Here is a 23,499-nt window from a genome sequence, read left to right on the forward strand (position 1 = left end):
GTGTAAATATGCCAGACAAAGTAATATGTATGCAGAATTTTGATTTGGCAGTAAATTATTATGACTACTTAGGAAGATTAGTTCAAACACAGACTATAAAAATCATGAATGATAGTTTAACTCGAATAATCAGCAATATGTACTTTTATAATAGCTCCAGTCAAGTAGTTGCATATACTTTAAAGGGTGCCTATCCTATTGATAACGTGACAAAAATAACCAGTGATGATAGACCATTATTTTTCAGAGAAAATTGTGCGTTTATTAATTGGAATACAAAAACGGAAACAGATCCAAGAGGTATACTGACAGGAGAACTGGCAGATTATTATAGAACGGGATCTGGTAGAGACTTTTTGATGACATCTGATGATTATAAGTATCCATATATATATGAGCAGTATGAAAAAAATGGTACAGGAAGATTTTTAGAAGAAATGAGTCCAGGAGTATCTGGCAACGGGAATCTGGAGAAACAATCTTATCAAAGTAAGGACATGTTTGATACAATTTTTAAATTAGTAACTTGCTTAGACGCTAATTATGATACAAACTATAATTTTGTAAATATACAAGAACAAAATGTGGGACTGCTGGACACAAATGTTTATGATGTAAATAATGATGTATTGTTAAAATTACATAGAACATCCAATGTAATTGATGATGGAATTTCATATAAAGTAAAAAATGGTATTACTTCAGACGAAACAATCACTGGAAGCATATTGGGATTAGGAAAAACATTTTATCGAAGTAATCTGCAAAATAAGTTAATGAAACAATTAAAAACTGCATTTAACAGAATACAAGTGCAATGGAGTGTAGATAGTGGATATAAAGTTTTAATAACGGATATTGCGGGAAATGGAAGATTAGTGTTTAATGGAGGAGATATTAACAAAGACCTTTGCTCGTATTTTAAATATGATAAGCGAAGTAGAATTGCTGAAATGGGTACAGTTGGATTTTCAAATGTGACTTTGCAGGAGTTGTTGGATTTTACAATGGACCCGGACTATCCCTATGTAGGAGCAATAAAGACGCGGAATTGTAAAGTTGTTTCTCAATATGAATATGATTTAGAAAATCATGGATATTCTTTGGGAAGATTATGTAAGTATGTTATGAGCGATTCAAATTATGTTCATGAATATAGTTATGATCAAATGGGACGAATCTGCAAACAAACCGCATTGCTTAACAGCAATAAAACGGAACAAAGCATAAAAAAAGATTACCTGTCTAATATTGTTCAAATAGAGTACCAGAGAAATCAGGATATAAGTTTGGTATTTAATTATAAATATAATGATAATAATGTGAAAGAAATACAGTATATGAAAGGTGCACTTTCGCATATTGTGTTTACTGGCACAGAATATGATATATTTAATAGATTGTTGAAGTACACAGATTGTAATGGAACAATTAATGAAATTAAATATGATTTCCTTGGCCGCCAAATAATGATGAAATTGACTGATAAAAATCAACGCATATATTCTGTAGAAAAATTATATACAGAAAATAATAGAAAATATGAACGTTTAGAACAGGTGAAATATGAACCGGGAGGGTATGTAAGAAAATATATATATGATGAATATTTAAGATTAAAAGATGTTACAGATAAAGAAAACAACTTAAAATATGATTTAAATGGAAACTTGTTAGAATATGATATTGGAGGCAGTAAAAAAATACTTCAGTATATGGCTGGGACGGATAAACTTATAAGTGCAGACATAAACACATTTGTCTATAATGATTCTGGATGCATAACAGAGAAAAATGGATCGACTGAAGAGTTAAAAATACAATATGATACACTATTTCCAGCAAAGATAACTTCAATTGGAAAGTTATCATCATCAGGAGTTATAGAATCGCTTTACAGCTTTCATTATGATATATTTGCAAATGTAGTAAATATGATTTACTCTTTGCCGGAGGCGCAAACTGCGATTTCATATCACTATTTATATTCGGAAGATGGACGGCTAGAACAAATTGAAGCCGTGACAGCACAAGAGCGAGATTATGAGTGCTACGTATATGTAGGAAACAGACCTATAGCAATGCTGGGAACAGGAGAAAAATGGTATGGATTAGTTTATGACGATGCCGAAACGTTATATATGGAAACAAAAGAAAATGAAATAATCCAAACAAAGTACAATGCTTGGGGAGTGCCTGAAGAGTATAATGAAGCAACGAAGTGCCTTTATAAAAAAATGAATTATATTCCGGATTTAAAATTATATTCTAACAATGGAGCATTATATGATCCGACTTATGGCATTACTTATGTGCCAATTGTAGAAAATGAAGCCTGCACACCTTATCGAATTATAAATAACGTACCGTTTATTTAAAAAAGCGAAAGGAGGGGGAAAATATGCCATATCCAAATATTCAAGTTTTAACCACTATGGGATATAATAATTTTGATAAGTTTCGATTAGATGTATTTCGTTTAAACAGATATTATTTCCATGGATTAAAAGCGAGAAGTACACCAGGACAAGCCCCATTATCATATGATGTATTCAGGGCACATTATATGGGAAATATAGCAAATGCATGGGGGATGTTAGTTAATACGATGGATAATCCTCTGGGAACAGTACTTCTTGGAAGAGTTGCTATGCAATTTCCAATGCAAGATCCACAGCAGATTGCAAGTCTGGATGAAATGGTAGGGGTACGTTTGCGTGATTCTACAGTAGAGGTACCACTTTTGGATGAAGCCATGCATAAGAATTTTGGGATTGCAACAGAATATTCAAGTGGAAGTATTTCATGGTCTAACAATTGGACTCTTTTAATGAATGATGCATTGATATTAGGTGGGATTCAAAAGAATTTGCCGTTTTATTTAGTCTCGAAACGTATTCCGGAAAATATATGGGATGCACGCGGCAATCGGTTAACAGTAACGGGAAGAGAGCTTGTTGCATTGCTTACATCTGGATATAAAATACAACGTATGGCAGATGGAAGTGAATATTTATATAATGATTCCGAGCAGCCACGAGGATTAACATTGCCGGAATATAATAGAGCAGTAGATTATTTTTCATTTGTTCCACGTAGATGGGGATACTTAACTGAGCCAAATTTAACATCAATAGAATTTGACTTTTTAAGAAACATGATAGTTGGGGTGGAACTTTAAGGCACTTCCAATTCCTATATTACTTATGAAGAAGTATAAGAAACATGTCAGGAGAAAACATTCTCCTGACATACTAAATTATATTACAAAACAAATTGTAACATGGTAAAAATGCTATAAAAAGTTGCTATTTGCCTGTATACATGATAATATCTATAATTATAATACCTTTATAAATAAGACCTTTGTTTGTATATTTTATGCGTTTTCCTTAAAACAATCAAAGGAGAAAAACTATGGATTTAAAGGTTTATCGAGAATATACAAAAGTTACCCGCAGATTTAAAGAGGCAGAGCTAGTTCTGAAGAATGCTAAAATTATAAATGTGTTTACCAATGAAATCATCACCGGAGATATTGCTATTGAGGATGGGATGATTGTTGGAATAGGAAATTATGAAGGTAAACAGGAACATGACATGACAGGAAAATATGTCTGCCCTGGATTTATTGACAGTCATCTTCATCTGGAATCGACTTTAGTTACTCCGAAAGAACTGGTTACAGTTGCTTCACGTCATGGAACGACAACATTTATTGTTGATCCTCATGAATCTGCAAATGTATCAGGATTGGCCGGTATCAATTATATTCTGGATCAGACGGAGGATGCAAGCGCAAATGTTTTTGTGATGATGCCTTCGTGTGTTCCAGCAACTTCAATCGATGATAATGGATGTACGCTTACAGCAGAAGACATGACTCAATATCTTGATAATGAGAGAATATTGGGATTAGGTGAAGTAATGGATTACATTTCGGTTGTAAATGCTGATCCGGGTATGCACCGGAAGCTGGATTTATTTAAAAACAAAGTTCGTGATGGACATGCACCATTTTTAGCGGAAGAAGATTTGCAGGCATATGTAATGGCCGGAATATCTACAGATCATGAGTGCTCGGATTTTCAGTATGCAATGAGAGAACGAAGGAATGGCATGACTGTACTGATTCGAGAGGGAAGTGCAGCTAAGAATTTAGAAGCAATTGTGAAAGGTATAGTAGAAAATAATATACCGGTAGAGGGATTTTGTTTTTGCACGGATGATAAACATATTGAAGATATTGAACGGGAAGGTCATATTGATCATAATGTTCGTAAAGCAATAGAGCTTGGGATGAATCCTGTTTCTGCTATAAAAATGGCAACAATATATCCGGCAATCTGTTATGGATTTCATAATCTGGGAGCAGTTGCGCCGGGGTATCAGGCGGATTTGGTGGTATTAAACGATTTAAATAAAATATCTATAGAAAATGTATATTATAAAGGCGAAGTAATAGAGCAAGAGGAAGAAATTGAAATAAAAAAATGTCCGGATGAGCTGAAAAATACAGTCCATGTCGGAAAATTTTCGAAAAATGACTTACAGTTAGAATCACCAACGGGGTATTTTCCTGTAATAGAAATGCAGGAGGGGCAGATTACCACGAAAAAACAGATAAAAAAATTCTCAGGGGGCAAGTGTTTATTTTTATCAAATGCACAATATCAGAAGATTGCAGTGATTGAGAGACATAAATCTACAGGTAAGACCGGTGTGGGAATTGTCAGTGGCTTTGGAATACAAAAAGGAGCAATAGCTTCCAGCGTTTCTCATGATTCTCATAATATTATCGTCATAGGGGATAACGATGAAGATATGGTATTGGCAGTACAGGAACTGATACGTACACAGGGAGGTTATACGATAGTGGCAGATCACAAAATATTTGATACTTTAGAGCTTCCTGTTATGGGACTTATGAGCGATGCCGGTTATCAATATAATAATCATAAATTAAAAAATATGATTAATAAGGCACATGAAATGGGAGTTGGAAGAGGAATAGACCCATTTATTACGTTGTCTTTTATGGCACTTCCGGTTATACCAGAAGTACGTATTACACCAAGAGGCGTTTATGATGTTTTAGGTGGCGAATTTTGTTCATACTAATTTTTGAATGTGAAGAGGGGAAGGTACTGGATGAAACCTACAGTTAGAAATATTGCTGAAAGAGCCAATGTTTCCATTGCCAGTGTATCGCTGGTATTGAATAATAAACCTTCAAGAATAACAGAAGCAACAAGACAGAAGATTATCGAGGCAGCGAAAGAGTTAGGTTATAATTTTGAAGAAAAGAAAAAAAATGAAGAATTGTCAATTGAAAATGTCTGCAATAATTTTGAAAAAAAATCAATTATTGGTGTAATACGTCCACGATATTATAATGAATTTCTGGATGCATGCCAGAAGGGAATTGATGAATACTGCCAGATTTATGGTTATCGTACTGTCACATGTACGGTGAATGACACTACAGAGCAAACTTTAGATCGCATCAGATTTTTGACAGATATCAAAGTATCGGGCTTGATTGTCGTTCCGTCAATGGACATGAATATTGAAGATAATAATGAAAAACTAGGCTGGGCTTTAAAAAATTCAGGAATACCTTTTTTATTATTAGACCAAGCTGTTGACAGAGTTTATTGTGATTTTATTACAGCAGATAATAAAAGCGGTGGTTATATGGCAACAGAGTATTTGATTCATAGTGGACATGATAAAATAGGCATGATTGTTGGTGCAAGAGAAGTATACACTTGCAGAAAGCGAATCGAAGGATATAAAGAGGCTTTGGCATTTCATAACATTTCTATTAAGGAAGAATATATTTTCTATGGGCAATATAAAAGACAGACGGGATATGAAGGAATGAAATATCTGAATAGTTTGGGGGTTCATGCGGTTTTTGCGTATGATGATGAAATAGCTTTAGGCGTTTATCAGTATGCACAAGAGCAGGGACTGACGATTGGAGAAGATATATCTATTGTAGGATTTAATGATTTATATGTAACAACAGTGCTTAGTCCTCCATTGACTACTATAGAACAACCTGGCGAATTAATGGGAAAGAAAGCCTGTGAAACGATTATTAATCGTATTACAGGCAAAGATAAAAATCCGATTAGAAATACATATTTTGCACCGGCTTTAATTGAAAGAAAATCCGTGAAAATATATAATAATGAATAAATATTCTGAAAACAATAAAATGCAATTAAAAATTACTCTATTGGAAACAGTGGAGTAATTTTTTTTTACGAATCTGATTTCGGAATTTTATGGATAATGTCCAAATAACAAGAAAAATAAACTGTTAACCAAAAGTTAATCAATATAAATATGTAAAAAACAATTATATTAACAGAGAAATATACAAGTATACTAAATTAAATGAAAAATATAATGAAAAAATGAACAAAATAAATAAAAAATGATTAATAAATTTGGTTGACAAAATGGTAAAAATGGTTATAATTAGGTTAACAAAGGAAAATGTGTGAAATATCAAGCAAAACAGTTAACTATTATTTTATCAACCAAAGGAGGAAATAAAAATGAAGAGAAAGGCTTTGGCTGTATTTATGACAACTGCAGTGGTTATAAGCTCAATGGCAGGATGTGGTGTTTCAACGGGAAGTAGTAATTCAAAAGAAGAAGAGACTACAGGGTCTGCCGCTGATGATACTTCGAATACAGCAGATAGTGAGAATCAGGAATCAGAAGACACGACAACTGATGATGGAGAGGATGTAACGAAGGCATCTGATGATTCCATGAAAGACAGAGAAGAAATTAATCTGTGGTTCTGGGGAGCTGAGCCATATGCTCAGGATGCAATGAAAAAATATCTTGTTGATGAGTATAATGCTTCACAAGATAAATATCAGTTAGTTGTGGAATTTAGACCATCTGTTGATTCTGATATGACGACGGCTCTGGCGGCTAATCAGGGACCGGATATTGTTTATGGATCGGGTCCAGCGTTTGTAATGCCATTAGTCGAAGCTGGAAAACTTGAAGAAATGGATACATATGCAGAAGAATATGGTTGGAAAGACAGAATTTTAGAGCCATATTATGAGTCTGGTACAGTGGACGGAAAACTTTATAGTTTGACAAATGGAATTAGTACAATGGGGGTTTTCTATAACAAAAAAGTGCTGGAAGATAATGGATGGGAAGTGCCTGAAACAATAGAAGACATGGAAACAATCATGGATGAGGCAATGGAAAAAGGCTTATATGCATCTGTAACAGGCAATAAAGGCTGGCAGCCGGTAAATGAAAATTATGCTTCTCTTTTCCTGACACATATAGCAACTCCAGATACAGTTTATAAATGTCTGACTGGTGAAGAAAGTTGGGACAATGATGATGTAAAAGCTGCAATTGAGAAATCAAAAGAGTGGTGGGATAAAGGATACCTTGCAGGAGATGATTATGTAAATCTTAATTTCAGTGAATCTCTACAGTTGTTAGCAGATGAAAAATCACCATTCTTTATTGGACCATCTATTGCATTCCAGTGGGCGGCTTCTTATTTCACAGATGATAAGACTGAGAATATTGCATTTATACCATTCCCATCTACTGAAGAAGTTCCGGATGAGACATATACTCTTGGAGCTGCATGTACATTATCAATTAATGCGAATGTAAGTCAGGAACATAAAGACGAAGCTGCAAAAATTATTGATATTATGATGTCACCAGAATTTACGCAGGAAATGACGACTGCATGGCCTGGATACTGGGGAACTCCTCTTAAAGATTTATCTACAGTTGACACTTCTGGAATGGGATATTTATCAAAATCATTTATGGAAGTTGTACAGAAAGTATCAGAAGCAGTAGGAAAAGGCAATTTTGGTTTCTATGACAATGTATTCTTCCCGGCAGATACACAGCAGAGAATTGTAAATATTGATGAAGTATGGTTTGGAACATCCAGTGTGGATGACTATGTGAAATCTTTGGATACTGCTTTCCAGGAAGAATTTAAGAAGGGGCTGGTTCCTCCAATTCCGAAACCGGCAGGAATAGAATAAATTCTGAAATTTTTGATCTGTGTACGAAAAAAATATTGGCAGAAAAGGGGCAGATGGTTAAGGAAAAATCCTATATGCCATCTGCCCTTTTATAAATGTGTGAAGGCGGGATATCCTATGAATAAACGAAGTAAGATAAACTGGAATTATCTATTGATAGCTCCAGCTCTGATTATAAGTGTTTGCGTTATTTTGGTTCCGGGAATTATGACGGTGGTTTATTCTTTTACAGACTGGAATGGACTATCACCGGATATTAATTTTATAGGACTTCAAAATTATCAGGAATTATTTCATGATAATGTGTTTTTTATAGCTATTAAAAATAACTTTATCTGGGCAATTATGTTTCTTACCATTCCGGTAGTTATTGGAATGTTATCAGCAATGTTACTTCTGAGCAGGAAGAAAACCAGAAGTATTTATCAGGTAGCATTTCTTATTCCATATGTTCTGGCTCCATCGGTTAATGCAATGCTTTGGCTGAATATTATGTTCAGTCCGGTGGTTGGCGTAGTAGCTTTCCTGCGAAATACTTTTGGATGGGATATCAGCTCACCTCTGGCAAGTATGAAGAGTGCAATTTATGCATGTGCAGGGGTTGATATCTGGCATTATTGGAGTTATCTGACTGTTATTTATCTGGCGGCATTGAGACAGGTGCCGACAGATCAGGTGGAAGCTGCAAAAGTAGAAGGATGTAATGGATGGCAGTTATTTAGATATGTATATCTTCCTAACATTATGCCTACTGTCAAATTAATGTTTATGATGATTACAATAGGTTCGTTTCTGTCATTTGATTATGTTAAGCTTCTCACCGGAGGCGGTCCTGCTCATTCTACAGAGGTATTAGGAACATATGCATATTCCTTTGCATTTAGTTCTATGAAAGTTGGAAAAGCAGCTTCTGTTGGAATGTTTATCAGTATTTTTGGGTTGATAGCATCTATGATTTATGCACGTATGACTAAGAAAGAATCAATAGAATAGGGGGACTGTTAAATTATGGGAGCTGCATCAATGAAAAAGAAAATAACAGTGAATGTAATTATACATATGGTTCTTATTATCTTAGCTGTTATTTGTTTATTTCCTATATTTTTGGTACTTATCAATAGTTTTAAAGAAAACGCTGAAATTGTAAGAAATCCGTTAAGTTTACCGGATATTATTCATCTTGAAAATTATATTCAGGCATGGACTACGGGTAAGTTTGCAAAAGGATTTTTAAACAGTGTAAAACTTACGGGATGTACAGTTATTATTGTACTTATTTGCGCAACACTTGCAGGCTATGTTCTTGCAGGAAAAAGAATTAAAGGCAGTGGTGCGGTGCTAATGTATTTTATGGTTGCAATGACGGTTCCGATTCAGTTGTTCTTATTTCCACTTTACTATGCTTACGCAAAGATGAATTTGATTGGAAACATTCCGGCAACAAGTGTTATTTTATCAGCAACATATATGCCACTGGCAATCTTTCTTATGAGAACATTCTTTCTTAATGTTCCGAGAGAACTGGAAGAGGCAGCAAGAATTGATGGCGCAAATACACGACAGGTAATCTGGTCCGTGATGCGGCCGGTTGTTTCTCCAGGGCTTATTACAGTTGCAGTACTGATTGGCTTGCAGTCCTGGAATGAATATTTAATTACATCAACATTTCTCCAGGGAGAGAAGCATTTTACAGCAACACTTGGTTTTCTTTCAATGAACGGAAGCTATGGCTCAAATATGTCAATTTTAATGGCTTCAGCTATGATTCTCATAGGACCGATTATTGTATTTTTCTTATTGACTCAGAAACACTTTGTCGATGGGATGGTAAGTGGTGCTGTTAAGGGTTAAAAGATTTATGGGATAAATATATAAGGTATGAGGAGCGGAAATATGGCATTAGAAAACTACAAAAATGATATATATGCAGGTGTACTTGGGAAAATTATAGGAGTCTACCTGGGACGTCCGGTAGAAGGATGGACTTTTGAGAATATTAAAAATACCTTTGGGAAAGTATCATATTATAAAAATCATAAAACAGGAGCTCCGTTGATTGTTCCAGATGATGATATATCAGGAACATTCGCTTTTTTCAGAGCTTTAGAAGATTCTGGATATAAAGAAAACATTTCTGCTGAAGAGATTGGAGATGCATGGCTTAATTACATTGTTGAAAATGAAACGATTCTCTGGTGGGGAGGTTTGTGCAGAAGTACAGAACATACTGCATATTTGAGATTAAAAAATGGAATTAAAGCACCAATGAGTGGTTCCATAGCTTTAAATGGGCAGAGTATGGCAGAGCAGATAGGGGCGGAAATATTTATTGATACCTGGGCAATGGTAAATCCGGGAAACCCTGAGCGTGCCTGCGAAATGGCCAGAAAAGCAGCAAGTGTGAGTCATGATGGAGTAGCTGTTGATGCGGCTGTTTATCTTGCAGCTATGGAGGCAATGGCTTTTGAAGAAAAAGATATCGATAAACTCTTGGATAAAGGACTTGCATATATTGATAATGAAGAATTTAAGAGTTTAATAGATGAGTTAAGAGAGAAATGTGCAAAAGCTTCTGACTGGTATGAGGTTCGACAGTGGATTGCGGATGAGCATGGATATGATAAATATCCGGGAAATTGTCCAATGATTACGAATCATCTGACTCTTCTCATGGCATTTATCATGGGTGGAGATGATTTTCAGAAGGCATGCATGATTGCATGCTCAGCCGGATGGGATACAGACTGTAACAGTGGAAATGTCGGATGCCTGAATGGAATTAGACTGGGGCTGGATGGATTTACAAAAGGAGCAGATTTAAGAAGACCGGTAGCAGACAGGCTTTATGTAGTAACAAGTGATGGTGGTTCCTGTATTTCAGATGCAGTTATAGAGACACGAAAAATTTTAAAGGCAGCAGCCAAATTAAATGGGGAAGAAATTAAATTGCCAGAGGAAAGACTGGCGTTTGAATATCCGGGTTCCGTACAGGGAATTGTACCATATGATAAAGATTGCGAAGAACAGGTATTGACGAAAATTGAAAATTCATATGAAACTACAGGAGAATATGGATGTAGGATTTGTTATGAAGGACTGGCGAGTGGGGTACATGCATCTGTTGCAATAGATACATTTATTGACTTAAAACCTAAAGGAAAAGAAGGAACCAGTTATTTTGATGTTCTTTGTTCACCGACGCTTTATAGTGGACAGGATATTTGCCTGGTTGTCGATGCATTAAATGATAAGAATCCAAAACTTGAATTGTTTTTCGAGTATTTTGATGAAAATGATTTTCTGGAAAATATTTACTGTGGCAAACATGGATTAAATAAGGGACGCAATATCTTACATTTGAATGTACCGGATACTCAGGGACATCCCATTTTCAGAGTGGGAATTTGCTTAACAAGTGAAGAAAGACTGGATGGAAGTATTATAGTGAAATCCATCGACTGGGCAAATACACCGGAAAAATATAAGATGGGAAGATCTATGGACATGACGCCAACATTGACACCATGGACGACTACAACGTCATGGTTGAAAACATTTGTTTCGTCAGCAGATCACTTTAATCCGGACTATACGGTTACTTTTTCGATTTGTAATGCAGTAGAAAATGGAGTGGTAACAACAGGAACTTCTGATTGGAAAGATTATGCTGTCAAAAGTACAATTACTTTTTCTCAACAGGAATCGGCAGGTCTGGTTGCCAGAGCAAAAGGGCACAGAAGATATTATGGGGCAGTTCTTACGGAAGACTGTGCAGTGATTTATAAACAACAGAATGAGAAAAGAATTGAGATTGCAAGAGCACCGTTCGATTATTTGATTGATCATACTTATGAGCTTGAATTTGCTGTAAAAGCAGATAACCTGATTATGAAAATTGATGGAAACATTGTTGTAAAGGGGAAAGATTCAGAATATGACAATGGACAGGCAGGATTTGTAGTAGATACTGGGGCTATACTTGGAGATGGTTTTGAAATTTGCAGATTATAGTGGATGACTCGGAGGAATGACAGAATGGTAGGGCGGTTTAAAAATAAGATTTATGCAGGCGTACTGGGAAAACTTATAGGTGTTTATTTGGGACGTCCGGTTGAAGGCTGGAGTTATCAAAAAATAAGAGATACTTTTGATGAAGTAAAATATTATGTTCATGACAGGGTAGGAGTTCCTCTTATTGTTGCGGATGATGACATATCGGGAACGTTTGGTTTTTTCAGAGCATTAGAAGACTATGGATATGACAAAAATATTCCGGCAAAAGCATTTGGGGATACCTGGTTGAACTATATTATTGAAAATAGGACAATTCTCTGGTGGGGTGGATTGGGACGATCTACAGAGCATACTGCTTTTTTAAATTTAAAAAATGGTATAGAAGCACCAATGAGTGGTTCTATGAAAATAAATGGAAAAACCTTATCTGAACAGATTGGAGCACAGATATTTATTGATGCCATTGCTATGTCCTGTCCGGATAATCCAGATTTAGCAGTTGAACTGGTTAGAAAAGCTGCAAGTGTCAGTCACGATGGAATTGCAGTTCAGGCAGCCTGCCACTTGGCTGCGCTGGAGGCGATGGCATTTACAGAAAAAGATGTGAATGTATTGCTGGACAGAGCGGGAAAATATGTAACAGATCCGCTTTTGAAAAGTATTGTTTCCGATGTCAGAGATATTTGCAGTAAAGAAACGGATTGGAGGAAAGTAAGAGAATATCTTGATCCGAAATATGGATATGGAGTTTGGCCAGGTTGCTGTCATATGGTTCCTAATCATGCAATGGTAATAGCAGCTATCTTGCTTGGTGGAGATGATTTTCAAAAATCAATCAATATTGCAGCATCAGCGGCATGGGATACTGACTGTAATGCGGGAAATGTTGGGGCATTTAATGGAATTCGTCTTGGAATAGATGGAATCAATGCCGGGGCTGATTTTCGTACGCCGGTTGCGGATATGATGTATGTTGTTACTTCAGATGGCGGTTCTGTTGTTTCTGATGCAGTTATTGAATCGAAGAAAATTCTAAATGCAGCAGCCCATTTAACTGGAGAAAGTGTTGAAATATCCAAAGAAAGATATACATTTGAATTTCCAGGTTCATTACAGGGATTTTTGCCATGTGAATTTGATCATGGATGTAAGAGTAAGGTAGATGTACATAATAAAAATGAAAGCAGTAATGAAAATGCACTGGTTATTTCATGTGAATGTGTAGCTGATGGGGTAACAGCAAATGTGTCTACACAGACTTTTATAGATTTTTCAAAGGTTGCATTGAATTTTTCTACGGTAGCTTCTCCTACACTTTATTCTTCGCAGATAGTAAAAACGAAAGCCAGTGTAGATACGGAACAGGAGGTATTTTTAACTCCATATATTTTATATTATGATATTGATAACCAAAGTCAGGTAATATATGGAGAACCTCAAAAGCTGGAAAAACAAATCAAAGAATTTAACTGGAAAGTGCCAGACACAAAAGGAATGCCCATATATAAATTGGGATATCAGATTTCATCAGTGAAAAGATTTGCGGGTAATGTAATGATTCACAGTGTTAATTGGGATGGTGCACCTTCTGAATTTGCTCAGAGAGGAATGCTGATGAATTCTATTTGGAATACAAATCCGCTCTGGTTGGCTGGGTTTGCAAGTTCGGCAGCACAATTTGCAGCAGATTTTAATCAGACATATTGCGTATCACATCAGGAAGATGATGGACTGGTAACCATTGGAAGCAGGGAATGGAAAGATTATAAAGTAGAATCTATAGTCTATTTCAGCTTACATAAATCTGGAGGATTAGTTGTAAGGAGTACAGGGCATAAACGATATTATGGAGCTATTCTTACGAATTATAATACGGCACAGATATTTATGCAGAAAGATGGAAACAGAAAAATTCTTACAGAGACAGAGTTTATATATGTAGAAGATAAGCCGTATAAATTACAGTTTGCTGCATATGGAAACCAATTAAGTTTTTGGGTCAATGAAGAAAAAATTTTGTGCACAAGTGATGCTGCTTATACATGCGGAGGTGCAGGATTTACAATCTCAAAAGGAACTATGACTTGCGATAGCTTTATTGTGTTAGGAGAATGATATGAAATATATAATTGCTTCAACAGCAGTAACAGATGAGATTCATTTTGTTGATGGAAAAAGGACGGAGATAGTAGCAGGAGGTGCAGGAGTTTATGCACTATGCGGTGTTAAACTCTGGAGTGATGATGTAATGCTGGTGACGGGGGTGGGAACAGATTTTTCAGGCATTTATGGAGAATGGTATAAAAACAATAATATATCCATGGATGGTCTTATTGAAAAAGATGATAAAACACCGCATACAGTTATTCAGTATTTTGAAGATGGAGAAAGAGAAGAAACGCCACGTTATGGTGCTGAGCATTATAAAAAAATAGAAACAGTTCCTGAAGATTTAAAACCTTATTTTGCAAGTGCCAAAGGAATTTATATTTTTAAAAACAGTGATCCGTTTTTTTGGAGAAAAATAATAAAGTATAAAGAAGATTCTGATTCAAAAGTGATGTGGGAAATAGGATGTGATGCAACTTATCCGGAAAATTATGAGAATATTAAAAAGATAGCCAAACACATAGATATTTTTTCGATTAACTTAACAGAGTCCAAACATATGATGGGAACAGAAGATATTGAAGAGATTATAAAAGAATACCAAAGTTTTCAGATTCCACTGGTGTTTTTAAGAAGGGGGGCAGATGGGGCAATCATGATTACTCCGGATGAAGCGATTATAGTTCCTTCACAGAAAAATATAAAAGTTGTAGATCCTACTGGTGGTGGTAATAGTTCATCTGGAGCTGTATTGTATGGTTTTTGTGAAGGGTATTCACCTCTGATTTGTGGAAAAATGGGAAGTATTTCAGCAGCAATGTGTATATCCCAATATGGTGTTCCTGATCGGATTACTTCCGAAATGAGACTGGAGGCCATGCGTAATGTTGAGCGATAGAATCAGAGAAAAAGAATCTGTAAAAAAAATACATGAAAAATACAGATATTATCATAATGTACCAGAAAAGGGACTTGTGATTAATAACAAACCTGCAATGACTCAGATCAATCCAGATAAAGTAGGTGATTACGTATTGCTTACCGTACGTGATCCGCTATGTGCATATAGTGAAAATCCTGCCAGAAAGATAGCACGACGCTTGGAAGATGCAGAAATGATTGGAAATTCAGGCATGTTTACAAGTTACAGTGGAAGATATAAAGGCGCTAAGATTACAGTAGTCAGTGGCGGAAGCGGATCTCCGGAAATGGAATTGATCCTTTATGATTTTATGGAATATACAAATGCAGGTACATTTATACGAGTGGGAGGGTCGGGTGGTATTGGAGATGGTGTTCATCCTGGAGATGTAGTGATTTCCAGTGGTGTTGTCAGAGAAGAAGGAATGACAAAAGCGTATATACCATCAGCGTATCCTGCGGTGAGCCATTACGAAGTGGTTGTGGCCATGGTAAAGGCTGCTGAAAAACTAAAGGCTCCCTATCATGTAGGTGTGACAATGTCTGTTGACAGTGATTTTGTAGGAGGCGGACGACCTGGAGTCGGAGGATATATGCAACCTTGGAATATTGAGATAGCAGAAATATATAATCGGGCTGGTGTTTTGAATGGAGACAGAGAATCAGCAGCAATAGTGACATTGTCAGCTTTGTTTGGAAGAAGAGGGGGATCGATTTGTTCTGTGGCCGATAACCTATGCACAGGAGAAAAATTTGAAGCTGGTGCTGGACATGATTTTGCAGTAGATATTGCTTTGGAGACTTGTGCAATATTGAATAAAATGGATCAGACAAAAAAGAAACTTGGAAAAGAATATTGGTTTCCTGAAAAGAGAGACTGAAAAATAAAAAAGAAATGGAGAAAATAAGAATGAGTAAATTTGATAATGCAATGAGCCGTCAGGTGGAGAGTCTTCCGGAACTGATTGAACAGCAATATGAGGATCTGGAACCAAAAACAAGAACCGTACTTTCTTTTCAGGAAATCTTTAATGTTCAGAGAATTGTTCTGACGGGATGTGGAGATTCCTATGCAGCGGCTATGGCAACCAAACATGCTTTTGAAATGCTGACATCAATTCCAACAGAAGTTGTTCCGGCTATTGAATTAAGCCGCTTTTATTGTGAAAAGCATATGGGAATTGACTGTCGCAATCCACTGGTGATTTCTGTGAGCAATTCCGGAACAGGTGCCAGAGTATCAGAAGCAGTTCAGAGAGCTAAAAAACATGGATGTTACATTCTTGGAGTAACTGGTAATTTAGAGTCTCCTCTTGCTCAGTATGCGGATAAGGTTCTCAAGTTAGATATTCCGAAGTTTGAAAGTGCTCCGGGAACAAGAAGTTACATGGTCAGTGTAATGGCACTGTTACTTCTGGCAATTCGTTTCGGAGAAGTCAGAGGAAAATATACAATGGATCAGGCTATGGATTGTCGTAAAGATATTAAGAATCAGGGTAGCCTTTTAAAAGAACTTTTACCTGCAATGGAAGAACAGTGCAAGAAGCTGGCAGAGGATTGGAAAGATTTCCCTTGTTATGATTTTATTGGAGCTGGCTTTGATTATGCGACAGCATGGTTTGGACAGGCAAAGATGCTCGAAGCAACTGGCAAATTTGCAATGCATATTAATTCTGAAGAATGGTTCCACTTAAACTTCTTTGCAAGAGATGCAAAACATATGGGAACGGTTGTTGTAGCAAATACAACAAATCCGGCAATGAGCAGGAATAAAGAACTGTTGAAATATGCAAATGAGCTTCACAGACCGCTGGCAGTGATCACAGATGGTTCTGCAGAAGATTTCAATAACGAGCCGGCAACTTACATTAAAGTTCCGGTATCTAAATATCCAATTTCAATGCCATTAACACATTTTGCTCCGGTATGCCTGATCGCAAGCTATATTTCAGAACTGATTGGAGAAAAGTATGGCAGAGGATGCGAGGGAGACTGGGCATTCTGTGATGGCGGATATTGCGTAAAAAACAGTGAGATTATCGTAAAATAAAAGTAACGGATGGAGGAAAAAAATGGCAGTATTAAAGAATATTAAATTATCAACAACTTATAATGAAGTACATGATATTACACAGGATGTAAAAAAGGTAGTAGAAGAAAGCGGTATTCAGGAAGGAATCTGTATTGTTCATAATATGCATTCAACAGCAGGGCTGGCAGTATTTTCACCGTGGGACCCGGATGGATTTGTTGATCTGGATGAAGAAATCAGAAGATTAGTACCAACAAGAATTGATTTTAAACATCAGCATGATACACCGCAGGATGCAGCAGGACATATCAAATGTGCATTACTTGGTGTAACAGAAACCTTTATCGTTCATAATGGAAAATTACTGTTAGGTGGTTCTCAGGGAATTTATTTTCTGGAGTTTGACGGACCTAGAAATCGTGAATTTTATGTAAAAGTTGTGGAAGATAAATAAATTATCCTCGATAGAGGATGGCAGTGAGGCAGATTGCAAATATCTGTCTGATAAACCTGAAAGACTGAATAAATAAAGAGAAAAAAGGAGAATATCAATATGAAGAAAATAATTCTTGACTGTGATCCAGGTATGGACGATTCTATGGCTATCATTATGGCGGCAAAATCCCCGGACCTTGATTTACTGGCTGTTACAGCAGTAAACGGAAATTATCCGGTAGACATTACCAGTAAAAATGCAAGAAAAATTATGGAACTTTTAGGAATTAATAATATTCCGGTTGCGAGAGGAATGGCAAAACCAATGGTAAGAGAATCCCCTAAAGATCCTTTTACACATGGTGAGGATGGACAGGCGGAAAACTACCTTCCAGAGCCAACCCTGCCATTATGCGAAAAACATGCAGTTGACCTGATTATTGATCTTGTAAAAGAAAACCCGGGCGAAATTACAATTATTGCAACAGCACCTATGAGTAATATTGCGATGGCAATTACAAAAGCACCGGAAATCAAACCATTAATTAAAGAAATCGTTGCAATTTCAGGAGCATTTGGATTAAACAAATATGCTTTCTTTAACGCAACCGGAGATACTCCGCAGAGTGAATGGAATGTTTATGTAGATCCTGAAGCAGCAAAAATTGTTTATGAATCAGGAATTCCGTTTGTTGCTTTAGGACTGGATGTAGCTACTTATTTTGATGTTAACTTTACAGATGATGACATCAAATTATTAGAAGAAAGTGACAGAAAAGAAGCTAAATTCCTGCGCCAGGCAATTCGTTTTAATGGAAACAGAGGATTTGATGCATATTGTACTGTAATTGATTGTATGGCTGTGGCATATGCGATTGATCCGACATTAGTTGAAACAATGAAAGTCAGAGTTGGTGTAGAAACAAAAGATGGATTAACTCTTGGAATGACAGTAGTTGACAGAAGACATCATTTTGTATGGGAAAACCTTCCGCTGATTGAGATTGGATGTAATGCAGATTATGGAAGATTCCTGAAATTACTCCTTGGATTAGTTTTAAAGTAGGAGACTGAGAATGTATAGATATCAGCATAAATTATATGAAAAAGAAGCAATATATATAGCAGGTCCGGAATGTTTTTATACATATGGATATGATGCACTTGGAGCGATGAAAGCCCGGGCAAATGCATTGGGATTTGGTGTTACACTGCCGAACACACATCCTCTTGATCTGGAAAATCCGGATAAACAGAAAAGGGCAGACAGCATTTTTGATGATCTGGATAAAGTGATGAAAGAAACAACGGTTATCATTGCTGATCTTGAAGCATATCGTGGAGCAGAGCCTGACAGTGGAACCATATATGAGCTGGGAATGGCATATGCAAAAGGAGCGAGATGCTATGGTTATACAAGAGACAAAAGAAGTCTTGCAACAAAGAATCAAAAAGCATATTTAAAAGATCAGAAGGTATATGATGAACGTGGGAATGTAATGCCATATGCAGAACTGCCATTTTCACCAACCATTATTGGTTCTACTAAAATCGTTGAAGGTGATTTTGACGACTGTCTGAAAATGCTTATGGTAGATATCGAAGAAGAATACAAATTTAAAGCAGGTCGTGCGATATGTGTGGATCATTCCTGCCATGTTACGGAAACTGATAAAAAAAGACCTCTGATTTATCTGGCTGGTTTTGAAAGATATGATTCCAATGGAGAAGAAGTTTTTGCAAGAATGAAAGAAATTTGTGCAAAATATGGTTATGAGGCAATTTCTCCATTAGACAGAGCACCAGGAGTTCAGGAAACATCATCAGAAAATCCTTATATGAAAGCTATGAACCTGTTTGACAGATTTCAGCAGCATGTAAGGAACTGTGATCTTATCATTGCAAATCTGAACGATTATCGTGGATATGAGATTAATAATGATGTTGCTTTTGAATGCGGTATGGGGTTTGAATTAGGGAAAAAACTGTATGGATATATGGATAATGCAGATAAGCTGATTAATCGTATTCCGCATCTGGGGGCAGACAAAGAATATCGCGATCAAACAGGAAGTAATGTAGAAGATTTTGATTATCCGGCAAATCTGATGTTTGGAAGTTCTATGGATATTTTTGAGGGTGATTTTGAAAGTATCATCGGAAAGGTTATTGAGAAATACGAAAGTTCAAATAAATAAATTGTGGGAGGAGAAATATTATGGGTACACCACATAACCATGCAGAGATAGGAGATATTGCTGAAAAAGTATTACTTCCGGGAGACCCTATGAGAGCAAAATTTATTGCTGAAAATTTTCTGGAAGATGCAGTATGCTATAACGAAGTCAGAGGTATGTATGGATTTACCGGTCTTTATAAAGGCGAAAAAGTGTCAATTCAGGGAACGGGAATGGGAATGCCGTCTATGCATATTTATGCCAGTGAATTAATTCAGAATTATGGTGCAAAAAAACTGATTCGTATTGGAACCTGTGGTAGTTTAAGAGAGGGTATTAACCTGAAAGATGTAGTAATTGCTATGGCATCAACTACGGATTCAGGTATGAATAAAGACCGCTTTGGAAACATTTCTTTTGCACCTACAGCAAGTTTTGAATTACTCAGAAATGCGTATGATAAAGCAAAAGAACTGAATGTACATGCAGTAGTAAGCAACATTTTTACAAGTGATAAATTTTATGATGATCATGGAAAAGAGAAAAATTCTCTTCTTGCGTCATATGGCGTAGCGGCTGTGGATATGGAAACATGTGAACTGTATACTCTGGCGGCTAAATATGGGGTGGATGCATTAACAATGCTGACAGTCAGTGATAATCTTCTGACAGGAGAGAAGTGTACAGCAGAGGAACGCCAGACCACATTTAATGATATGATCCGTGTGGCACTGGAAATTTAAAACTGGAGGAAGTATATGAAACGTCGTGTTTTTTTAGTTGTATTGGACAGCTTTGGAATTGGATATGAACCGGACGCAGCAGATTTTGGAGATGTTGGAAGTAATACTCTTGCTACAATTATGAAATCTGAATATTATAATACTCCTAATATGAAAAAACTTGGATTGTTTAATATAGACGGTGTTGAAGCTGAAAGTAAAGAAGAAAATGTCGTAGGTGCATATGGCAGAATGCAGGAAAGGTCAAGGGGTAAAGATACAACAGTTGGACATTGGGAAATTGCAGGGCTTGTATCAGAACAGCCATTGCCTACTTATCCGAATGGATTTCCGCAGGATGTTCTGGATGAGTTTACGAAAAGAACAGGCAGAAAGGTTCTGTGCAATAAACCATATTCAGGTACGGAAGTGATAAAAGAATATGGAAAAGAGCATGTAGAAACAGGTGATCTGATTGTATATACATCTGCAGACAGCGTATTTCAGATTGCTGCACATGAAAGTGTAGTGCCGGTTGAAGAATTGTATCGTTATTGCAAAATTGCAAGAGAAATTCTGACTGGAAAGCATGGAGTGGGACGAGTAATTGCAAGACCATTTACCGGTGAATATCCGAATTATGAACGTACACCTAAAAGACACGACTTTTCTCTTGTTCCACCATCAGATACTATGTTGGATGTGCTGAAAAGAAATCATTTTGATGTAATAAGTATAGGAAAAATATATGATATTTTTGCTGGAAAAGGAATCAGTAAAAGTATATCAACAAAAGGAAATACAGACGGTATCAAACGTTTGTTTGAACAACAGGAAGAAGATTTTAACGGAATCTGTTTTTTGAATCTGGTAGATTTTGATATGCTTTATGGACATCGAAATGATGTTTCCGGATATGCAAAAGCAGTAACGGAATTTGATAATGCATTGGAAACATTTATGAAAAATATGAGAGATGAAGATATTCTGATCATAACAGCAGACCATGGATGTGATCCGGGATTTAAGGGTACCGATCATACTAGAGAATATACACCCATGCTGATGTATGGAAAACTGGTTCAGGAAGGAATCAATCTTGGTACAAGAAGCTGCTTTGGAGATATTGGACAGACAATCCTTGATATTTTTGACGTAAAAGAAAATGTGCAGGGTGAAAGTTTCTGGAATAAAGTTCGTAAGAATTGAGAATAATGAATATGAATAGCCTGGATATGCGAAATGTCCGGGCTATTTTTATATAAAGCTGGAAGATAAAAATAAAAAGTGCTGAAAGGTCATATGACCTTAAGAAAATAATCTGGTTTTGCTAAAATATGCTTGTAATCGGTTGTAAACGGTATGATGATAAGGAGGGCTTTATGAGCAAAATAATGAGCAAAATCGTAATGGTATTTGTGGTTATGAACTTAATCGGAATCGCAGTAGCACTGTTTTTGGAAAGTGGTTTGGGAAGTGATTCTGTTGGGTTATTGTGTGATGGAATCAGACATACATTTTTGATAAGTTTTGGAAATGCATCATTGTTTTATAATTTGCTTATTATTTTAATTGCCTGCCTGGTGGCGAGAAAAAATATGGGCTTAGGTACAGTGGTATATGCACTTGTTTCCGGCTATTTTATTGATTTCTATAGCTGGATATTAACAGACATTCATCTTGCAGAACAGGATATGTTGATACGAATTCTAGCGTTTGCTATTGGACAATGCTGCCTTAGCCTTGGACTTGCACTTTTAATCCAGCTTAATTTAGGAATGAATGCTTTGGATGCTGTTTTATATAAAATTCAGAATCATACAAATTTTTCTTATACAATTATGCGAACAGGATGTGACATCAGTTATGTGGTTATAGGAACTGTATTAGGTGGCACATTTGGAGCAGGAACTATCTGTTCGGTGTTAGTGACTGGAACGATGGTAACTATGATAACCAATATAATAGGAAGAATACAAAAATATGAATATAAATGGAGATATGAAACCAATTGATGAAGGTGCAGGAGAAGATAAACAAAGGAAACGTTTGGCTTTTGTATTACCAAAAGAGCTGGAAATAAAAGGCAAGATTAAAAAATATGAACCAAACAGTATTATTGTTTCAAGGGGCGATGCAGCGGATAGTGTTTATTTTATTAAAGAAGGTAGTGTAACGGGATTACGAGAATATGCGAATGGAAGTACATATAACTATTTTGAACTAAACAGTATAAATGGAATTGTTGGCCTTTTGGAAATTATGGCAGGCGAGAAAAAATATGTTGCAACAGTGTATGCGGCAACTGAGGTTACAATGCTTTGTTTTAAGCCGGAAGTTATATATCAGGCGATTATGGAAAATATGCAGTTATTGAGAAGAATTGTAAATATACTGGCAAAGGATTTGTATAAACGTTCAGAAAGTGACGGACTGATGTATTATATGGAAGGAATAGATCGTGTTCGTTTTTTTCTGATATCAAGATATGAAAAATATAGAAATATTGATTGTGCGAATGAGAGCGTTTATATAAGGACGGATTATCAGGAAATTGCAAATGCAATTGGAATGAGTATTCGTACAGTTGGAAGAAATCTCAAGAAATTAAAAGAGATGAAAGAAATTAAAATTTTATACAAGAAAATATATATTACTGGAAATCAGTATGAAGTGTTGAAGAAAAAAATGGGATGTTTGTATTAATACATACGATACTTCGATTAGGAATTCATGTATCAGCAGTCATCATAAAATACTCCATTAGGCTGCTTATGTTATGCCGCAGGGATTATATGTTCCTGCGGTAGTTTATGATGATTGGTTTATGATTTGTCTGTGAACCAATGTCGTTAACTTAAAAAATTATTTCTTGTTAAACAGGCAATAATCACTTAAGTTAATGACATTGGGAGTGAACAGTAACACTTTATTTATTTATAACTGTGAATTATGATGGTTTGCTTGCCACGGGGAGAGTTTTATTTTATACTTTACACAATGGAATTTATGTGAGAAATATG

19 protein-coding genes are annotated in these 23,499 nt (G+C 36.1%); all 19 read left to right on the plus strand.

Translation table 11 applies throughout. The features are described 5' to 3' along the window. Window positions 1-8: 8 nt before the first annotated feature. The 19 genes from AC075L_RS02355 to AC075L_RS02445 all read left to right on the plus strand — a co-directional run bounded on the left by AC075L_RS02355 (window position 9) and on the right by AC075L_RS02445 (window position 23,182). Entirely contained in the window at window positions 9-2,378 is a 2,370-nt protein-coding gene (locus AC075L_RS02355) for a hypothetical protein (RefSeq protein ID WP_476387086.1), read from the plus strand. A 23-nt stretch (window positions 2,379-2,401) separates the two neighbouring features. Then, the gene (locus AC075L_RS02360) at window positions 2,402-3,181 is read left to right on the plus strand and encodes a hypothetical protein (RefSeq protein WP_118633578.1); all 780 of its coding nucleotides are present in this window, start codon (window positions 2,402-2,404) and stop codon (window positions 3,179-3,181) included. Between the two features lie 236 nt (window positions 3,182-3,417). Continuing rightward, entirely contained in the window at window positions 3,418-5,121 is a 1,704-nt protein-coding gene (ade, locus tag AC075L_RS02365) for an adenine deaminase (protein WP_118633579.1), read from the plus strand. A gap of 30 nt (window positions 5,122-5,151) precedes the next feature. Continuing rightward, window positions 5,152-6,207, plus strand: a complete 1,056-nt coding sequence (locus AC075L_RS02370; RefSeq protein WP_118633580.1) for a LacI family DNA-binding transcriptional regulator — start codon at window positions 5,152-5,154, stop codon at window positions 6,205-6,207. A 365-nt stretch (window positions 6,208-6,572) separates the two neighbouring features. After that, window positions 6,573-8,066, plus strand: coding sequence for an ABC transporter substrate-binding protein (locus AC075L_RS02375; protein ID WP_118633581.1), 1,494 nt, complete (start codon window positions 6,573-6,575; stop codon window positions 8,064-8,066). A 117-nt stretch (window positions 8,067-8,183) separates the two neighbouring features. After that, entirely contained in the window at window positions 8,184-9,059 is an 876-nt protein-coding gene (locus tag AC075L_RS02380) for a carbohydrate ABC transporter permease (RefSeq protein ID WP_118759463.1), read from the plus strand. A 15-nt stretch (window positions 9,060-9,074) separates the two neighbouring features. Further along, complete coding sequence (locus tag AC075L_RS02385) at window positions 9,075-9,917, plus strand: carbohydrate ABC transporter permease (protein ID WP_055058564.1); 843 nt, start codon at window positions 9,075-9,077, stop codon at window positions 9,915-9,917. 42 nt (window positions 9,918-9,959) lie between these two features. Beyond that, window positions 9,960-12,077 carry an ADP-ribosylglycohydrolase family protein gene (locus tag AC075L_RS02390; protein ID WP_118633583.1) on the plus strand — a complete coding sequence of 706 codons (2,118 nt, stop codon included), beginning with the start codon at window positions 9,960-9,962 and terminating at the stop codon, window positions 12,075-12,077. A 24-nt stretch (window positions 12,078-12,101) separates the two neighbouring features. Then, window positions 12,102-14,195, plus strand: a complete 2,094-nt coding sequence (locus AC075L_RS02395) for an ADP-ribosylglycohydrolase family protein (protein ID WP_118633584.1) — start codon at window positions 12,102-12,104, stop codon at window positions 14,193-14,195. A gap of 1 nt (window position 14,196) precedes the next feature. Continuing rightward, window positions 14,197-15,087 (plus strand): carbohydrate kinase family protein, encoded by an 891-nt coding sequence (locus AC075L_RS02400; protein WP_118633585.1) that lies wholly within the window; start codon window positions 14,197-14,199, stop codon window positions 15,085-15,087. Continuing rightward, window positions 15,074-15,991, plus strand: coding sequence for a nucleoside phosphorylase (locus tag AC075L_RS02405; RefSeq protein ID WP_055058560.1), 918 nt, complete (start codon window positions 15,074-15,076; stop codon window positions 15,989-15,991). The genes AC075L_RS02400 and AC075L_RS02405 overlap by 14 nt, the downstream gene beginning before the upstream one ends. A 29-nt stretch (window positions 15,992-16,020) precedes the next feature. Next, entirely contained in the window at window positions 16,021-17,160 is a 1,140-nt protein-coding gene (locus AC075L_RS02410; protein ID WP_118633586.1) for an SIS domain-containing protein, read from the plus strand. 22 nt (window positions 17,161-17,182) lie between these two features. Then, window positions 17,183-17,596, plus strand: a complete 414-nt coding sequence (locus AC075L_RS02415; protein ID WP_118633587.1) for a secondary thiamine-phosphate synthase enzyme YjbQ — start codon at window positions 17,183-17,185, stop codon at window positions 17,594-17,596. A gap of 99 nt (window positions 17,597-17,695) precedes the next feature. Beyond that, a complete protein-coding gene (locus AC075L_RS02420) occupies window positions 17,696-18,643 on the plus strand; it encodes a nucleoside hydrolase (protein ID WP_172680015.1) in 948 nt (315 codons plus the stop codon). Between the two features lie 10 nt (window positions 18,644-18,653). Beyond that, a complete protein-coding gene (locus AC075L_RS02425) occupies window positions 18,654-19,775 on the plus strand; it encodes a nucleoside 2-deoxyribosyltransferase (protein ID WP_055058556.1) in 1,122 nt (373 codons plus the stop codon). Window positions 19,776-19,795: 20 nt separating this feature from the next. Next, complete coding sequence (deoD, locus tag AC075L_RS02430; RefSeq protein WP_055058555.1) at window positions 19,796-20,497, plus strand: purine-nucleoside phosphorylase; 702 nt, start codon at window positions 19,796-19,798, stop codon at window positions 20,495-20,497. Between the two features lie 15 nt (window positions 20,498-20,512). Continuing rightward, window positions 20,513-21,685 carry a phosphopentomutase gene (locus AC075L_RS02435; RefSeq protein WP_055058554.1) on the plus strand — a complete coding sequence of 391 codons (1,173 nt, stop codon included), beginning with the start codon at window positions 20,513-20,515 and terminating at the stop codon, window positions 21,683-21,685. Window positions 21,686-21,858: 173 nt separating this feature from the next. Next, on the plus strand, window positions 21,859-22,491 hold the full coding sequence (locus tag AC075L_RS02440; RefSeq protein WP_118633588.1) for a YczE/YyaS/YitT family protein: 633 nt from the start codon (window positions 21,859-21,861) through the stop codon (window positions 22,489-22,491). Beyond that, a complete protein-coding gene (locus AC075L_RS02445) occupies window positions 22,460-23,182 on the plus strand; it encodes a Crp/Fnr family transcriptional regulator (protein WP_202020609.1) in 723 nt (240 codons plus the stop codon). The genes AC075L_RS02440 and AC075L_RS02445 overlap by 32 nt, the downstream gene beginning before the upstream one ends. Window positions 23,183-23,499 lie beyond the last annotated feature (317 nt).

The sequence above is a fragment of the Blautia sp. ZXY-1-B12 genome (assembly GCF_056339915.1).

Excerpts from the sequence above, each read along its gene's own strand:
- AC075L_RS02390 (WP_118633583.1), top strand. The coding sequence starts at position 9,960 with ATGGCATTAGAAAACTACAAAAATGATATATATGCAGGTGTACTTGGG.
- ade (WP_118633579.1), top strand. The coding sequence starts at position 3,418 with ATGGATTTAAAGGTTTATCGAGAATATACAAAAGTTACCCGCAGATTT.
- AC075L_RS02370 (WP_118633580.1), top strand. The coding sequence starts at position 5,152 with ATGAAACCTACAGTTAGAAATATTGCTGAAAGAGCCAATGTTTCCATT.
- AC075L_RS02395 (WP_118633584.1), top strand. The coding sequence starts at position 12,102 with ATGGTAGGGCGGTTTAAAAATAAGATTTATGCAGGCGTACTGGGAAAA.
- AC075L_RS02380 (WP_118759463.1), top strand. The coding sequence starts at position 8,184 with ATGAATAAACGAAGTAAGATAAACTGGAATTATCTATTGATAGCTCCA.
- AC075L_RS02410 (WP_118633586.1), top strand. The coding sequence starts at position 16,021 with ATGAGTAAATTTGATAATGCAATGAGCCGTCAGGTGGAGAGTCTTCCG.
- AC075L_RS02440 (WP_118633588.1), top strand. The coding sequence starts at position 21,859 with ATGAGCAAAATAATGAGCAAAATCGTAATGGTATTTGTGGTTATGAAC.
- AC075L_RS02435 (WP_055058554.1), top strand. The coding sequence starts at position 20,513 with ATGAAACGTCGTGTTTTTTTAGTTGTATTGGACAGCTTTGGAATTGGA.
- AC075L_RS02415 (WP_118633587.1), top strand. The coding sequence starts at position 17,183 with ATGGCAGTATTAAAGAATATTAAATTATCAACAACTTATAATGAAGTA.
- AC075L_RS02420 (WP_172680015.1), top strand. The coding sequence starts at position 17,696 with ATGAAGAAAATAATTCTTGACTGTGATCCAGGTATGGACGATTCTATG.
- AC075L_RS02445 (WP_202020609.1), top strand. The coding sequence starts at position 22,460 with ATGAATATAAATGGAGATATGAAACCAATTGATGAAGGTGCAGGAGAA.
- AC075L_RS02400 (WP_118633585.1), top strand. The coding sequence starts at position 14,197 with ATGAAATATATAATTGCTTCAACAGCAGTAACAGATGAGATTCATTTT.
- AC075L_RS02360 (WP_118633578.1), top strand. The coding sequence starts at position 2,402 with ATGCCATATCCAAATATTCAAGTTTTAACCACTATGGGATATAATAAT.
- AC075L_RS02355 (WP_476387086.1), top strand. The coding sequence starts at position 9 with ATGCCAGACAAAGTAATATGTATGCAGAATTTTGATTTGGCAGTAAAT.
- AC075L_RS02425 (WP_055058556.1), top strand. The coding sequence starts at position 18,654 with ATGTATAGATATCAGCATAAATTATATGAAAAAGAAGCAATATATATA.
- AC075L_RS02405 (WP_055058560.1), top strand. The coding sequence starts at position 15,074 with ATGTTGAGCGATAGAATCAGAGAAAAAGAATCTGTAAAAAAAATACAT.
- AC075L_RS02375 (WP_118633581.1), top strand. The coding sequence starts at position 6,573 with ATGAAGAGAAAGGCTTTGGCTGTATTTATGACAACTGCAGTGGTTATA.
- AC075L_RS02385 (WP_055058564.1), top strand. The coding sequence starts at position 9,075 with ATGGGAGCTGCATCAATGAAAAAGAAAATAACAGTGAATGTAATTATA.
- deoD (WP_055058555.1), top strand. The coding sequence starts at position 19,796 with ATGGGTACACCACATAACCATGCAGAGATAGGAGATATTGCTGAAAAA.